Here is a 14,990-nt window from a genome sequence, read left to right as displayed (position 1 = left end):
GAATGAAGCCATAAGGCTTCTAACCGTAGGAACTACGGGAGTAGCCTAATTAAAAATTGGCCGATAGGCTAATGTTCTTAGGAATCCCCCACTTCAATCAGACCGTAAGGTCGATAAGTGGTGGGTAGTTCAATGTTAACTATCACCACTTTAAGTTTACACAGTTTTTCACTATTTTTAATGATAAATAGGCACTAAAATACTTGACCCAATCATAGGTATAGGCAGATTTTATTGTTTCTATAGGCATTTAGTTAGGTATTGCTTTTCATAATTATTTCTAATATCATTAGTTCTCAAGGTGGATGTAGTGTTTACTAATATTTACTGAATGCCCGCCTAAAAACCCATTCTTTGAATGGGTTTTTAGGCGGGGGTTGATATGAAATCGCTAAATTGAATTGTAATTATTTCGTTAATAATTTTTGAAAGCATTTTTTTATTGAAAAAGTATTCATTCAATGTAAATTTCATGTAAAATTTCTAGAAAAAACATAAATATAGGTAATATCATGGTATAATGCAATAGGTCATTTTTAACATTTTGGGAGGATAATATGGAAGAAACTATTAGTATTAAAGATATTTTTCAAACATTAAAGAAACGTTGGAAGTTAATAACGCTATTGACATTAATCGCCGCGTTGATTAGTGGTGCAATATCTTATTTTTTATTAACACCTGTTTACGAATCATCCACACAGATTTTAGTTAATCAGAATCAATCGAAGAACCAACCTGATTCAAATCAAATACGATCTAATATTGACATGATCAATACATACAGTGTGATCATAAAAAGCCCTGCTATTTTAGAGAAGGTCATAGATGATCTTGAACTAGAACAAAGCGTGGATCTACTTAGTCAAAAAATTACGATTAACAGCCAAGAAAATTCTCAAGTCTTCAGTTTAACGGTTCAAGATAGTAATCCATCCAAGGCAGCCGAAATTGCAAACGCAGTGTCTGGAACATTCCAAAAGGAAATCAAAGATATCATGAATGTCGACAATGTTAGCATACTTGCTAAGGCAGAAGTAAAGGGAAATCCAACTCCTGTAAAACCATCTCCATTATTGAATATCGCTATTGCGGTGGTAGTTGGGTTAATGGCTGGAATAGGCTTGGCATTCCTACTAGAGTACATGGATAATACGATTAGAGATGAAAAGGATATTGAGACACTCCTTGACTTGCCATTACTTGGATCCATCCAAAAAATATCGCAAAATAAATAAAGAACCATTCAGTGACATTAAGAAAGGAAGTGGGATTTTTGAGAAGGAAAGATGAAAAACAAGTGAATTTAATTGCGCAAACTAATCCTAAATCGCCTATTACTGAACAATATCGATTAATTAGGACAAACATACAATTTACTTCAGTGGATAAAGAAATCAAAACCATTGTGGTTACTTCCGCGGAGCCTAATGATGGGAAATCGACTACAGCTGCCAACCTAGCGATTGTGCTAGCTCAAGAAGAGAAAAAAGTATTACTTGTGGATGCGGACTTAAGGAAACCATCCATTCATTATGCTTTTAACATTAGTAATATACATGGACTAACTAGCGTATTGACAAAGAAAATGGACTTAAGAAAAACTATCTCGAATTCAAATGTTTCAAATCTAGACATTTTAACAAGTGGACCGATACCACCTAATCCATCAGAGTTATTAAATTCCAAAGCGATAGAAACTGCTATTAATGAACTAAAAGGTATCTATGATTATATCATTTTTGATACACCGCCAGTTCTTGTAGTCGCTGACTCTCAAATTGTAGCTAATAAATGTGATGGCGTGATTATGGTAGTGGCAAGCGGCAAGACAAACAAACAAAGCGCAGTAAAAGCAAAAGACCTTTTAGAAAAAGCTAATACGGCATTACTTGGGGTCGTGTTGAATGGAACGGAATCAGATACCAGCAATTATTATTACTATCAATCCTAAATAAAATATTTTTCGACAAATTAATACCCTATTTTATAGCAGTTTTTCATGCTACTATTAACAGGGTATTAATTCCTATCTGATTTCTAAGTGATTAAGTCTATTATCCCATTTATATAAAGGAAGTGTGTGAAATTTGATTGACTTGCATTGCCACATTCTCCCTGGAGTTGATGATGGATCCTCTGATATGCAGGAAAGCTTGGCCATGGCAAAGAAAGCGGTAGAAGCAGGGATAACTCATTTATTTGCCACACCACATCACTTAAATGAGAAATATGTAAATGTGAAGGATAACATTATTGATCGTGTATTTGATTTAAATGAGTGCTTACAACAAGAGAATATTCCTCTTTCTGTTCATCCTGGACAAGAATTGAGAATACATAGAGAATTATTTGTTTCACTTGATAAGGGAGAAGTACTAACGCTTGATAATACCGACAAGTATTTATTGCTAGAACTCCCGTCAGGACATGTGCCTACATACACACAAGAACTGGTCTATGAGCTTTTGTTAAAAGGGATTACACCAATTATTGTGCATCCTGAGAGAAATAAGGAATTGTTAAAGAATCATAATCTATTATTAAAATTGGTTCAAGAAGGTGCCTTAACTCAACTTACCTCTGGTAGTATTACCGGTCTCTTTGGTAAGAATATTAAGTCATTTTCAAAAAAAATTATTGAAAATAATTTGGCTCATTTTATTGCAACAGATGCCCATAATATTGCCTCTAGGGGATTCACTTTACATGAGGCCTATGAAACAATCACAAAAACATATGGAATCGAGCGTGCATTTTATTTCAAAGAAAATGCTGAACAGCTTATTCAGGGACAAGGTCCTTCTATTGAAAAACCAGTACCGTTTAAAAAGAAGATCTTAGGAATCTTTTAGAATTATAGTTAATCAGGAAACGCTTACATGATTATATAAAACATTCAATTATGTGTAAAGTTTTGTGGGGGTATTTAGAAAAATTCAGTGTAGAGGGATTATCCAAAATTCATAAAGAAGCACTACATTACATAAAACTGATGCTCCATTAGTCTTATTAAACCAATTAGTTACCACGCTGACAAAGACTATTAAGAACAGAAGCTCTACAGAAGGGAAACATTATACTTTGAGAGCCCTGATAATCGTTGAAGAATATTAAAACTAGTTATGTAATGAAATAAGTACCTTTTTTTATTAAAAAGAAAGGGCTTGAGAGCATTAGAGGATACTGCTCTTTGCTGAATTTAAAAGTGATTATCATGTAAGCATTATTTAAAGGGGGAAATTTGGTTGGCCTACCGAAATCGACTAACACTACTGGCACTTTTAGATTCCTTAATTGTATTATCGGCCATTTATGTAAGTTATTTAGTACTTCATCCATATTTAGAAATATTTAAGTTAACAGGACTCTTAGTCAGCTCAGTCTCTCTATTAATTAGCCATCATATTTTTGCTTCTATTTATAAGCTGTATAAAAAGGCATGGGAGTATGCAAGTATCGGAGAGTTAATATCCATAGTAAAAGCTGTAACCTTCTCAGTTATTACTGTAGTCATAATCCAAGTTTTGGTTTTTCAAGATGTGTATGTAAGAGCTTTGGCATTAACGTGGATGTTGCATGTTATCCTTATTGGTGGTTCTCGTTTTTCTTGGAGAATGCTGCGTGACCGCTTAGTAAATAATCAAATCGAAATCAAAAATACATTGGTTATTGGGGCGGGATCGGCAGGAACCATGGTTGTGCGTCAACTTCTTAATAATCATGATACAGCACTTAAACCAGTAGCTTTCATTGATGATGACCCGAAAAAAGACAAATTAGACATCTTAGGAATACCCGTTGTTGGCAACTCTAAACATATTCCTGAAATGGTTGAAAAATATCATATTGATAATATTGTCATTGCGATTCCTTCATTAAGTAAAAAAGAATTAAAGGTCATCTTTGATGAATGTGTGAAAACAAATGCAAAAACACAGATCATGCCGATGATTGAAGATATTATGTTAGGAAAAGTAGCTGTTAATCAATTTAAAGAAGTGGAAGTAGAAGATTTATTAGGAAGAGAACCCATTGAGCTAGATATTAATAGTATCTCGAAATACGTAACCGGCAAGACCATTTTAGTAACTGGGGCTGGGGGATCTATTGGTTCCGAGATTTGTCGTCAAATATGCAGATTCTCTCCTGGAACACTTATTCTACTTGGACATGGAGAAAATAGTATTTATCAAATTGATATGGAACTGAAAAAGTTATATGCAGATCATATCGAGATCATACCTGTTATTGCAGATATTCAGGACCGAGAAAGAATTTTTGAAGTGATGGACACCCACCGTCCTGATGTTGTTTACCATGCGGCTGCACACAAACATGTTCCACTAATGGAATACAATCCACGTGAGTCAGTTAAGAATAACGTTTTTGGTACAAAGAATGTTGCAGAGGCGGCAGATACGTTTGGTGTAGGGGCGTTTGTGATGATTTCATCTGATAAAGCCGTTAACCCAACTAACGTTATGGGATCGACAAAGCGAATTGCTGAAATGATCATACAACAGTTAGCTAAAAATAGCACAACAAAATTTGTTGCCGTGCGCTTCGGAAATGTCTTAGGAAGTAGAGGGAGTGTAATTCCCTTATTTAAGAAACAAATTCAAGCAGGTGGACCAGTAACAGTAACCCATCCAGATATGACCAGATACTTTATGACTATACCGGAAGCATCTAGGTTGGTTGTTCAAGCTAGTTCTTTAGCACGTGGTGGAGAGATTTTCGTACTTGATATGGGTGAACCAGTTAAAATTGTAGATTTAGCGACAAATCTTATACAACTTTCGGGTTATACAGTTGAGGAAATTGGAATTGAATTTTCTGGAATCAGACCTGGTGAGAAGATGTATGAAGAACTATTAGGGGAGAAAGAGGTTCATAGTGTAGCTGTGTTCCCTAAGATCTTTATTGGGAAAGCAGTCTTGGAACAGGAAGAGGAAATACAGTACCTTCTAAGCGCACACGATACTCTATCTTCAATAGAACTTAAAGAATTCGTTATAAATTTAGCTAATAGGAGAAAGAACAATATTTTTTCAGTAGTGAAATAGATTTAAGGAGGAATATAATTGAAGAAAGTCAGAAAAGCTATAATTCCTGCAGCAGGTTTAGGTACTAGGTTTTTACCTGCCACAAAAGCCATGCCAAAAGAGATGCTGCCAATTGTTGATAAACCAACGATTCAGTACATCGTGGAGGAAGCCGTTGCATCAGGAATAGAAGATATTATAATCGTAACTGGAAAAGGCAAACGTGCAATTGAGGATCATTTTGATTTTGCTCCTGAACTTGAACAAAATCTAATGGAAAAAGGAAAGTCAGATTTGCTCAATAAGGTACAATACTCCACTAACCTTGCTAATATCCATTACATTAGACAAAAGGAGCCCAAAGGATTAGGTCACGCCGTATGGTGCGCACGTAAATTCATTGGGGATGAGCCTTTTGCTGTACTATTAGGTGATGATATTGTACAGAGTGAAACTCCATGCTTAAGGCAGCTGATTAATCAGTATGAAGAAACAAATCATTCTATAATTGGAGTTCAAACTGTATCTAACGAAGAAACAAATCGCTATGGGATAATAGATCCTTCTTTTCATGATGGCCGACTTTACCAAGTTGAAAACTTTGTAGAAAAACCAGCTTTAGGAACAGCTCCTTCTAATTTAGCAATAATKGGACGATACATTCTTACCCCTGAAATCTTCCGTTTTCTTGATCAGCAGGAAGCTGGTGCAGGAGGAGAAATTCAGTTAACTGATGCCATTCAGAAATTGAATCAAATACAACGAGTTTTTGCTTATGACTTTGAAGGAAAACGATTTGATGTTGGGGAGAAGTTAGGGTTTGTAAAAACGACGTTAGAGTTTGCGCTTCAGGATAAGGAACTTAGAAATGACTTACTGGAATTTATGGACTATAAAATCAATGAGAAAAGGTCGAGTTTAATACAAAAATGAATTTTAAAAATTATTTTGTACCGCCTACTTAAATGATTTTTTATAGTATGTGCGGACTCTTTTTAAAAAATAGAAGATATTATTTTAAGTAAATGAAGGATAATGTCACTTGTTTATTTCATCATACAAAAGAAGCTTTTTATCTGAAAATCAAAGCATAAAGTAGGTGCCTTATTTGAGACAATTCCAACTAATCATTAAAAGAACATTGGATATTTTACTTTCTTTTATAGGAATTATAGCGTTAAGCCCAATCATTTTAATCATTTCAATATTGATAGTAAAAAAGCTAGGTAGTCCAATATTTTTTGTTCAAGCTAGACCTGGGAAAGATGGGAAAATATTTAAAATGATTAAATTTAGGACCATGTTAAACTCGACAGATAAATATGGTAATTTTTTACCAAATGAATTGAGGCATACTAAATTTGGCAAGCTTTTAAGAAGCACAAGCTTAGATGAATTGCCGGAGCTCATCAACGTATTAAAGGGGGATATGAGTCTAGTGGGACCAAGGCCGTTACTAGTTGAATATCTTCCTTTATATAATGAACAACAAGCTAGAAGGCATGAGGTTAGGCCARGCATTACGGGGCTAGCTCAAGTTAATGGTAGAAATACTATATCATGGGAAGACAAATTTAGTTACGACGTATGGTATGTAGATCATTTTAATTTCTATTTAGATTTTAAGATAATATTAAAGACCATTCTAAAAGTATTTAGGAGACAAGATATTAACCAAGGAGAAGGTATTACAATGAAAAAGTTTAGTGGTACCAAAGAGAGCTATTATGGAAAATAAAGATATTTATATAATTGGAGCAGGGACTTACGGGGAAGTAATGTACRAATTAGCCATCCTAAATGGTTATAATGTAAAAGGTTTTTACGATGAGGATGATTCAAAAGTATATAGCTTAATAATGGAAGTGAAAGTTAAGGGGAAGTTTTCTAATCTTAGAGATGAAGATATTCACAATAATAATTATATTGTAGCTATTGGAAATAACAAAGTAAGAAGCGAAATTATGGACAAAATAAACTCCAAAGGTGGACTAACTCCAACTTTAATTCATCCCAAAGCTGTTATAAGTGAGAGTGCAAAAATAGGAAAGGGTGTATATATACACGGGAATACATATATTTGGACTAAAACTAATATCTCAGATTACTGTATTATAAGTCCCAATGTAGTTATAGCCCATCACTCTTCATTAGGAAAAGCATGTCTAATATCTACTCTATCAGGAGTTGGGGCATCAATTACTATCAAAGATAATGTATTTGTTGGGATGGGTTCTACTATAGTTACAGGCGTATCTTTGGTTGGTGAAGGCTCAATTATTGGAGCTGGAGCAGTTGTATTAAAAAACGTTGAAAAAGAATGTGTATATGCAGGTATACCTGCTAAGAAAATTCGAGATATTCTATAGCTTTCATTAGGTTAATAGAAAAAATTTGACCACTGAAAGAAATAATAAGTTGAAATTTTATACATAAATATAGAGCGAAGGAAGAGATATTATGTTAAATAATAAATTAATTCCACTTTCAGTACCAAATCTTTCATTAGATATCTTAGAGAATGTTAAAGAAACTATTGAGACAGGTTGGGTATCTACTGGAGGAAGATTTATTCAGGAGTTTGAAACTAAAATTGCAAAATATGTAGGGGTAGAAAGAGCTATAGGGTGTCAAAATGGAACAGCGGGTTTGCACTTAGCATTGAAAGTACTGGGCGTTGAGCATGGAGATGAAGTTATTGTACCAACAGTAACATTTATAGCTGCAGTAAACCCGATAAAATATATGGGGGCTGAACCTGTATTTATGGATTGTGATGATAGTCTTAACATGGATATGGAAAAGTTAGAAGAGTTTTTAAAAAATGAATGTATCCAAAAAGACGGACAGGTAATTAACAAAAATACAAATAAAGTTATTAAAGCTATAATAGCTGTTCATGTATTTGGAAATCCATTAAATATTGAAAAACTTATGGAAATTAAAGAAAAATATAATTTAAAACTCATTGAAGATTCAACTGAAGCTCTTGGTTCTTATTATTTACGAGGGAAATATGCTAATAAGCACTGTGGTACCATTGGAGACATAGGAGTATACTCGTTCAACGCAAATAAGATATTAACAACTGGTGGAGGAGGTATGGTAGTTTCTAATAACTCAAAGTTATTAGATGAAATTGCCTTTCTTTCAGTTCAAGCTAAAACAGATTCATTATATTTCATTCATGATGATGTAGGATATAACTATCGAATGACAAATATACAAGCAGCCTTTGGGACTGATCAGATGGATAGATTGGAAAGTTTTATAGAGACCAAGGTTAAAAATTATAATTTATATAAAGAAACTATCGAGAATATTGATGGTCTTTCATTATTACCATTTACAGAAGAGGCCAGATCAAATCATTGGTTTTATTCAGTTATAGTCAATAAAGAAAAATATGGGATGGATAGGGACGAATTATTAACAGCACTTAATGAAAACAATATTCAAACAAGACCTTTATGGAGGTTAATTCATAAGCAAAAACCATATTTAGGTAGCCAAAGATATAGGATTGAGAAAGCAGAATTTTATGAGAAAAATCTGATTAATGTGCCTTGTAGTAGTAATTTAGCTGTAGAAGATGTTTTAAGCGTTTTACAGTCACTTCAATATTTTAAAGGAAAATCAATTTTAATTTAAGCCCAAGCAGGTGAGAGTTTTGAATGTATTATTTTTGACATTATCAAATATGGAGAATGTAAATGAAAGAGGCATTTATACTGATCTAGTAAGAGAACTTGCAAGAATAGGAATAAATATGTATGTAGTTTCTCCAAGAGAAAAGAGAACAAATTTACCTACAGAGCTTTCTATAATTGAAAACATTAATATTCTGAAAGTGAAAACTGGGAATATAACGAAGGTTAACTTTATTGAAAAAGGTCTATCAACACTTAGTATAGAGAAACAATATCTAAAGGCGGTTAAAAGATATTTTTCCGATGTCCGCTTTGATATGGTTATGTATTCGACCCCTCCTATAACCTTTGAAAAAGTTGTGAAATATTTTAAACAAAAACACCAAAGTAAAACATATCTTGTACTTAAAGACATTTTTCCACAAAATGCTGTAGATATTAATGTAATAAAAGAAGGAAGCCTTATATGGAAACACTTTAGAAAAAAAGAAAAAAGATTGTATGTAAATTCAGATATGATTGGCTGTATGTCTAAAGGGAATGTTGATTACGTACTAAAACATAATCCTTTTATAGATAAGAAGAAAGTAGAGATCTTCCCTAATTCAATTGAACCTCTTGAAAGAGTAAATAGAACAAATAAAAATAAAGAACTTTTTGAAAAATATAACATACCACAAAATTCAACTCTATTTGTCTATGGTGGGAACTTAGGAAAACCTCAGGGGATAGAGTTTTTACTAGAGGTAGCTGATAATTTTCATCAAGTAGATAATGGGTTCCTTTTAATTGTAGGGGCGGGTACTGAATATGAAAAAATTCGCCATCACATAGATTCTATTCAAACTACAAATGTAAGACTATATAATAAGATGCCTAAGAATGAATACGACCAATTACTTGAAATTGCTGATGTAGGATTAATATTTTTAGACAAAAGATTTACTATCCCTAACTTTCCCTCTAGGCTGACTGCATACATGGAATACTCTATTCCAGTGTTAGCGGCAACAGATAAAAATACTGATTTAAAAGATGTACTAAAAGAATCAGGCAGTGGTCTTTGGTCAGAGAGTGGCGATTTGAATTCTTTTATTGGTAATGCAATAAAACTTTCATTAGATAAAAGATTAAGAGATCAAATGGGGGAATTTGGTAGGCTATACTTGGAAGAAAACTACGATATAAAAAAGACCGTTGAAATAATAATCAAGCACCTATAATGAGGGAGATGTATCAAATTTGTTTAATGATAAAACATTATTAATAACTGGCGGAACTGGCTCATTCGGAAATGCAGTTATGAAAAGATTCCTAGATACTGATATAAAAGAAATTAGGATTTTTTCACGTGATGAAAAGAAGCAAGACGATATGAGAAAATTATTTAATAACGATAAACTTAAGTTTTATTTAGGGGATGTTAGAGATCTTGCAAGTGTGAAAAATGCCATGCACGGAGTAGATTATGTTTTCCATGCAGCTGCTCTAAAACAAGTTCCTTCATGTGAGTTCTTTCCATTAGAAGCTGTAAAAACCAATATTTTAGGGACTGATAATGTTCTAACAGCGGCTATAGATTATGAAGTCAAAAAGGTAATTTGTCTTTCGACTGATAAAGCAGCCTATCCAATTAATGCCATGGGGATTTCAAAAGCCATGATGGAAAAAGTTTTTGTTGCTAAAGCAAAAACTGTTGATCCAGAAAGAACACTTATTTGTGGAACTAGGTATGGTAATGTAATGGCCTCACGTGGATCTGTCATACCGTTATTTATTGAACAAATCAAAAGTGGTCAGCCTTTAACCATTACCGACCCTAATATGACTAGGTATCTTATGAGTCTTGAAGAAGCAGTCGAGCTAGTTATATTTGCGTTCCAAAATGCAGCAGCTGGAGACATTATGGTACAAAAATCACCTGCAAGTTACATTGGAGATTTAGCTCAAGCTATTAAAGAATTATTTAAGGCAGATAATGAGATTAAGGTTATAGGTACAAGACATGGAGAAAAATTATATGAAACCCTGCTTACGAGAGAAGAATATGTAGTTGCAGAGGATTTAGGTGGTTTCTTCCGGGTCCCAGCAGATAAAAGAGATTTAAATTATGATAAATATTTTGCTGAAGGAGATAAAAAGTTATCTACTGAAGAAGAATATAACTCTCATAATACGCAAATCTTAAGTATAGAACAGATTAAAGAAAAACTTCTTGAATTAGAGTATGTTCAAAATGAACTTAAGGATATGAAGGTACTTTCTTCAAAATAAAAATAATACATGAAGCAATTATTTCGCCTTATCCGTATTCAGGTATTAGCTTCATCTATAATATTTTCTTTTTTAGGTACTTAGAAAGGTTGGTTTAATAGTGAAAATACTCGTTACAGGAGCAAATGGATTTGTAGGGAAAAATTTAATTGCGGAATTAAAAAATAAAGGTTATGAAGACATTCTTAAGGTTACTAGAGAAACGGAACCGTCTTTATTGGACACTTATACAAAAGAATGCGATTTTGTTTTTCATTTGGCGGGAGTAAACCGTCCTGATGATGAAAAAGAATTTATGGAAGGTAACTTCCATTTTACACTTGGATTACTAGAACTATTAAAAAAACATAATAATAAGTCACCTGTGCTTATTACTTCTTCTATACAGGCTGAAAAAGATAATCCATATGGCAGAAGCAAAAAAGCCGGTGAGGATGTCCTGTTTGAATATAGTTATCAAACAGGAGCTGAAGCAATGGTATACAGACTTCCTAATTTATTTGGAAAGTGGAGTAAACCTAACTACAACACGGTTGTAGCAACGTATTGTTATAATATCGCTAGAAATATAGATATTCAAATTAACAATCGAGATGCCCAATTAACGCTCTGTTATATTGATGATATTCTAGAAGAGTTTTTAAACGCTTTAGAAGGAAATCCGACWAAAAAGAATCAATATTGCTTTGTGAAAACAACACATACTATTAAATTAGGTGATTTAGCTGAACGTATAAGAAGCTTTAAAGAAAGTAGAGTAGAGTTAAGCATTCCTAATATGGAAGACGCCTTAACGAAGAAGCTTTACAGTACATATTTAAGCTTTTTACCAGAAGACAACTTTTCCTATGATTTAAAAATGAATTGTGATCACAGAGGTTCTTTTACAGAGTTTATTAGAACTCCTGAAAGAGGACAAGTGTCAGTAAATGTATCAAAACCTGGCATTACCAAAGGAAACCACTGGCATCATACTAAAAATGAAAAATTTTTAGTAGTAAGCGGAGAAGGACTTATTAGATTTAGAAAGATAGATTCAGATGAAATTATTGAATATAGAGTAAGCAGCGAAAAGTTACAAGTTGTAGATATACCTACTGGATATACACATTCCATTGTAAATGTAGGAGAAAGCGATCTTGTAACAGTAATGTGGGTTAATGAATGTTTTGATCCAGAAAAACCAGATACTTACTTCTTGGAGGTATAATTAATGAAGAAATTAAAAGTAATGACAGTCGTTGGTACTAGGCCTGAGATTATAAGGTTATCTGCTGTTATTAATAAATTAGAAGAGTCAGATTCTGTAGAACATATACTTGTTCATACRGGTCAAAATTATGATTATGAATTAAATGAAGTGTTTTTTAATGATTTTAAACTTAAAAAACCTAATTATTTCCTTGATGCTGCAAACGGAACGGCAGTAGAAACTATCGGGAATATTTTGATTAGAATTGATCCTATTATGGAAAAGGTAAAACCAGATGCTATTTTGGTACTTGGTGATACGAATAGCTGCTTATGTGCTATTGCAGCTAAGAGAAGACATATTCCTATTTTCCATATGGAAGCAGGCAACAGATGCTTTGATCAAAGAGTACCAGAAGAAACTAATAGAAAAATTGTCGATCATACAGCTGATATTAATTTAACTTATAGTGACATTGCAAGAGAATATTTGTTAAGAGAAGGACTAYCTGCAGATAGAATAATAAAAACTGGAAGTCCGATGTTTGAAGTCCTCAATTCAAGAAAAATTGACATTGAAGAATCAGATGTTTTAGAGAGATTAAATCTTGAAGAAGGAAATTATTTTGTAGTGTCAGCTCATAGAGAAGAAAATATTAATTCAGAAACTAATTTCATGAATTTAGTAGATAGTTTAAATGTTATTGCCGAGAAATATAATATGCCTGTAATTGTAAGTACACATCCAAGAACTAGAAATATGATTAAAGCTAAAGGGATAGAGTTTAATCCGTTAGTAAAAACGATGAAACCTTTAGGGTTTAATGATTATGTGAAGCTTCAAACTAAAGCTAAAGCAGTTCTTAGTGATAGCGGAACGATTAGTGAAGAGTCTTCTATTCTTGGATTTAAAGCACTCAATATTAGACAAGCTCATGAAAGACCAGAAGCAATGGAAGAAACATCGGTTATGATGGTTGGTTTGAAAAAGGAAAGAATATTACAGGGTTTGGAAGTATTAGAAACACAAGAAAAAAGCACATTAAGGCTTGTTGTAGATTATAGTATGCCAAATGTATCTGATAAGGTTTTAAGGATTATACTGTCTTATACGGATTATGTGAATAGAGTTGTTTGGGGGAAATAGTATGAAAAAGAAAGTTTTGATATGTGCTGGATTTTATATTCCCAGTATAAAAGGTGGAGGCCCCATACAATCTATCAAGAATTTAGTGGATAACCTTTCAGAAAGAGTGGACTGCTATATAGTTGCTGCTGATAGAGATTTAGGTGATGATAAGCCTTTTGACAATATAATAATAGATGAATGGTTACAGGTTGGGGATGCTAAGGTTTTTTATACCGACCTTTCTAAATTAACATGGAGAAAAACTGCTAATTTAATTAATAGCGTGAATTACGATGTGATTTATCTAAATAGTTTTTTCTCATATAAATTTAGCACTGTCCCTGTATTACTAAGCAAAATTAAAAAAATACCTAGAAAGCAGATTGTTTTAGCTCCTAGAGGCCAGTTTTCACCAGGAGCATTAGGTTTAAAAAGTGGAAAGAAGAAGCTATATATAAAAATAGCTAAAGCCTTGGGCTTGTATAAAGATATCACTTGGCATGCAACAGCAGAGACAGAAAAAAATGATATTGAATCGATATTTGGAAAAAAAGCAAATATAAAGGTTGCAAATAACTTAACTGCTAACTACAAGGAACTCAAGTATGACAAAGATATTGAGAAGAGTAAGGGTGAATTGAAAGTTGTTTTTATCTCTAGAATTCATCCTAAAAAAAATTTAAAAAAGGCCATAGAATTCCTAAAAGCTATTCAAGGCAAAATAGAATTTAATATATATGGTCCCTTAGAAGATAAGGTTTATTGGTCAGAATGCGAAAAAGTAATAGAACAGTTACCTAAAAGCATACAGGTTTCATATAAAGGTGCAATAGATCACGATAACATTATGGATATATTTAAAGAGCATCATATATTTCTTTTTCCAACTTTAGGAGAGAACTTTGGTCATGTTATTTCCGAAGCTCTTATTGGAGGGTGCCCTGTTATTATAAGTGATCAGACGCCTTGGAGAGAATTGAGAAAAAAACAAGTTGGTTGGGATATTAAACTGACAGATGAAAATGCTTTTTCTGAAGTTTTACAAAAATGTGTTAATTTAGATAATAATGAATATCAAGAGATATCAAAAAATGCTTTTGAATATGGTAAACAAACTTCTAATAATGTAGAAGATATTGAGGGGAATTATAACTTGTTCATATAAGGCTTTATGACAAGATTAAATAAAAAAATTATAAATGAGGTTCTTTATGAATCCAAAAGCTTATTTTAAAAAAAGTCAATGGTCAGGAATCATCTCGTTAGGGTTGGGAACAATCATTGCACAATTGATGAATATTCTAATTCAACCTATATTAACAAGACTAATAACACCAGAAGAGCTAGGTATTTATACGTTCATTATTTCTATGGCTACTTTGATAATTCCCGTAGCATCACTAAAATTAGAAATGCTAATCGTAATAGAAGACAATGATGAAACTGCTGAACTATTGACCGATGCAGGCATTATTACTGTTTTTTTAACATCATTAATGTACACTTTATTTATTGTAGTAATGCTGTTTATTGGAAATAATTCATTTGAAGAAATAGGAATGTACGCTTTGTTAATTCCTTTAATCGTTTTAACTAATGGATTGAGATTCATTTTTAATAGCCATAATAATAGAGAAAAGAGGTATTCATTAATAGCGAGTATTTCTGTATTAAGAGAAATAACAAAGGGAATAATAC

Annotated in this window: 14 protein-coding genes; all 14 read left to right on the top strand. The window is 32.8% G+C overall.

The window, feature by feature from the left end:
- The first annotated feature begins 557 nt into the window (after positions 1-557).
- Positions 558-1,238, top strand: coding sequence for a YveK family protein (locus AC1DUW_RS12305; RefSeq protein ID WP_477642634.1), 681 nt, complete (start codon positions 558-560; stop codon positions 1,236-1,238).
- 38 nt (positions 1,239-1,276) lie between these two features.
- Positions 1,277-1,954 carry a CpsD/CapB family tyrosine-protein kinase gene (locus AC1DUW_RS12300; RefSeq protein ID WP_477642633.1) on the top strand — a complete coding sequence of 226 codons (678 nt, stop codon included), beginning with the start codon at positions 1,277-1,279 and terminating at the stop codon, positions 1,952-1,954.
- 136 nt (positions 1,955-2,090) lie between these two features.
- Complete coding sequence (locus AC1DUW_RS12295; protein WP_477642632.1) at positions 2,091-2,855, top strand: tyrosine-protein phosphatase; 765 nt, start codon at positions 2,091-2,093, stop codon at positions 2,853-2,855.
- A gap of 393 nt (positions 2,856-3,248) precedes the next feature.
- The gene (locus tag AC1DUW_RS12290; RefSeq protein ID WP_477642631.1) at positions 3,249-5,069 is read left to right on the top strand and encodes a polysaccharide biosynthesis protein; all 1,821 of its coding nucleotides are present in this window, start codon (positions 3,249-3,251) and stop codon (positions 5,067-5,069) included.
- 18 nt (positions 5,070-5,087) lie between these two features.
- Positions 5,088-5,981, top strand: coding sequence for a UTP--glucose-1-phosphate uridylyltransferase GalU (gene galU, locus AC1DUW_RS12285; RefSeq protein ID WP_477642630.1), 894 nt, complete (start codon positions 5,088-5,090; stop codon positions 5,979-5,981).
- A 175-nt stretch (positions 5,982-6,156) separates the two neighbouring features.
- Positions 6,157-6,786: a sugar transferase gene (locus AC1DUW_RS12280; protein ID WP_477642629.1), complete on the top strand. Its 630-nt coding sequence runs from the start codon at positions 6,157-6,159 to the stop codon at positions 6,784-6,786.
- Positions 6,776-7,417 carry a NeuD/PglB/VioB family sugar acetyltransferase gene (locus tag AC1DUW_RS12275; RefSeq protein ID WP_477642628.1) on the top strand — a complete coding sequence of 214 codons (642 nt, stop codon included), beginning with the start codon at positions 6,776-6,778 and terminating at the stop codon, positions 7,415-7,417. The genes AC1DUW_RS12280 and AC1DUW_RS12275 overlap by 11 nt, the downstream gene beginning before the upstream one ends.
- A gap of 91 nt (positions 7,418-7,508) precedes the next feature.
- Entirely contained in the window at positions 7,509-8,699 is a 1,191-nt protein-coding gene (locus AC1DUW_RS12270; RefSeq protein ID WP_477642627.1) for a LegC family aminotransferase, read from the top strand.
- Between the two features lie 19 nt (positions 8,700-8,718).
- Positions 8,719-9,921 carry a glycosyltransferase family 4 protein gene (locus AC1DUW_RS12265; RefSeq protein ID WP_477642626.1) on the top strand — a complete coding sequence of 401 codons (1,203 nt, stop codon included), beginning with the start codon at positions 8,719-8,721 and terminating at the stop codon, positions 9,919-9,921.
- Positions 9,922-9,940: 19 nt separating this feature from the next.
- Positions 9,941-10,972 (top strand): polysaccharide biosynthesis protein, encoded by a 1,032-nt coding sequence (locus AC1DUW_RS12260; protein ID WP_477642625.1) that lies wholly within the window; start codon positions 9,941-9,943, stop codon positions 10,970-10,972.
- 100 nt (positions 10,973-11,072) lie between these two features.
- Positions 11,073-12,182: a capsular polysaccharide biosynthesis protein CapF gene (locus AC1DUW_RS12255; RefSeq protein WP_477642624.1), complete on the top strand. Its 1,110-nt coding sequence runs from the start codon at positions 11,073-11,075 to the stop codon at positions 12,180-12,182.
- Between the two features lie 3 nt (positions 12,183-12,185).
- Positions 12,186-13,310, top strand: coding sequence for a non-hydrolyzing UDP-N-acetylglucosamine 2-epimerase (gene wecB, locus AC1DUW_RS12250; protein WP_477642623.1), 1,125 nt, complete (start codon positions 12,186-12,188; stop codon positions 13,308-13,310).
- A 1-nt stretch (position 13,311) separates the two neighbouring features.
- Positions 13,312-14,457: a glycosyltransferase family 4 protein gene (locus tag AC1DUW_RS12245; protein WP_477642622.1), complete on the top strand. Its 1,146-nt coding sequence runs from the start codon at positions 13,312-13,314 to the stop codon at positions 14,455-14,457.
- A 46-nt stretch (positions 14,458-14,503) separates the two neighbouring features.
- Positions 14,504-14,990 (top strand): lipopolysaccharide biosynthesis protein (locus AC1DUW_RS12240; protein ID WP_477642621.1); only part of this gene is annotated, 487 nt, incomplete at its 3' end.

Source organism: Peribacillus sp. P4_C12, from assembly GCF_056402095.1.
This window is presented reverse-complemented; position numbering and strand designations above follow the sequence as displayed.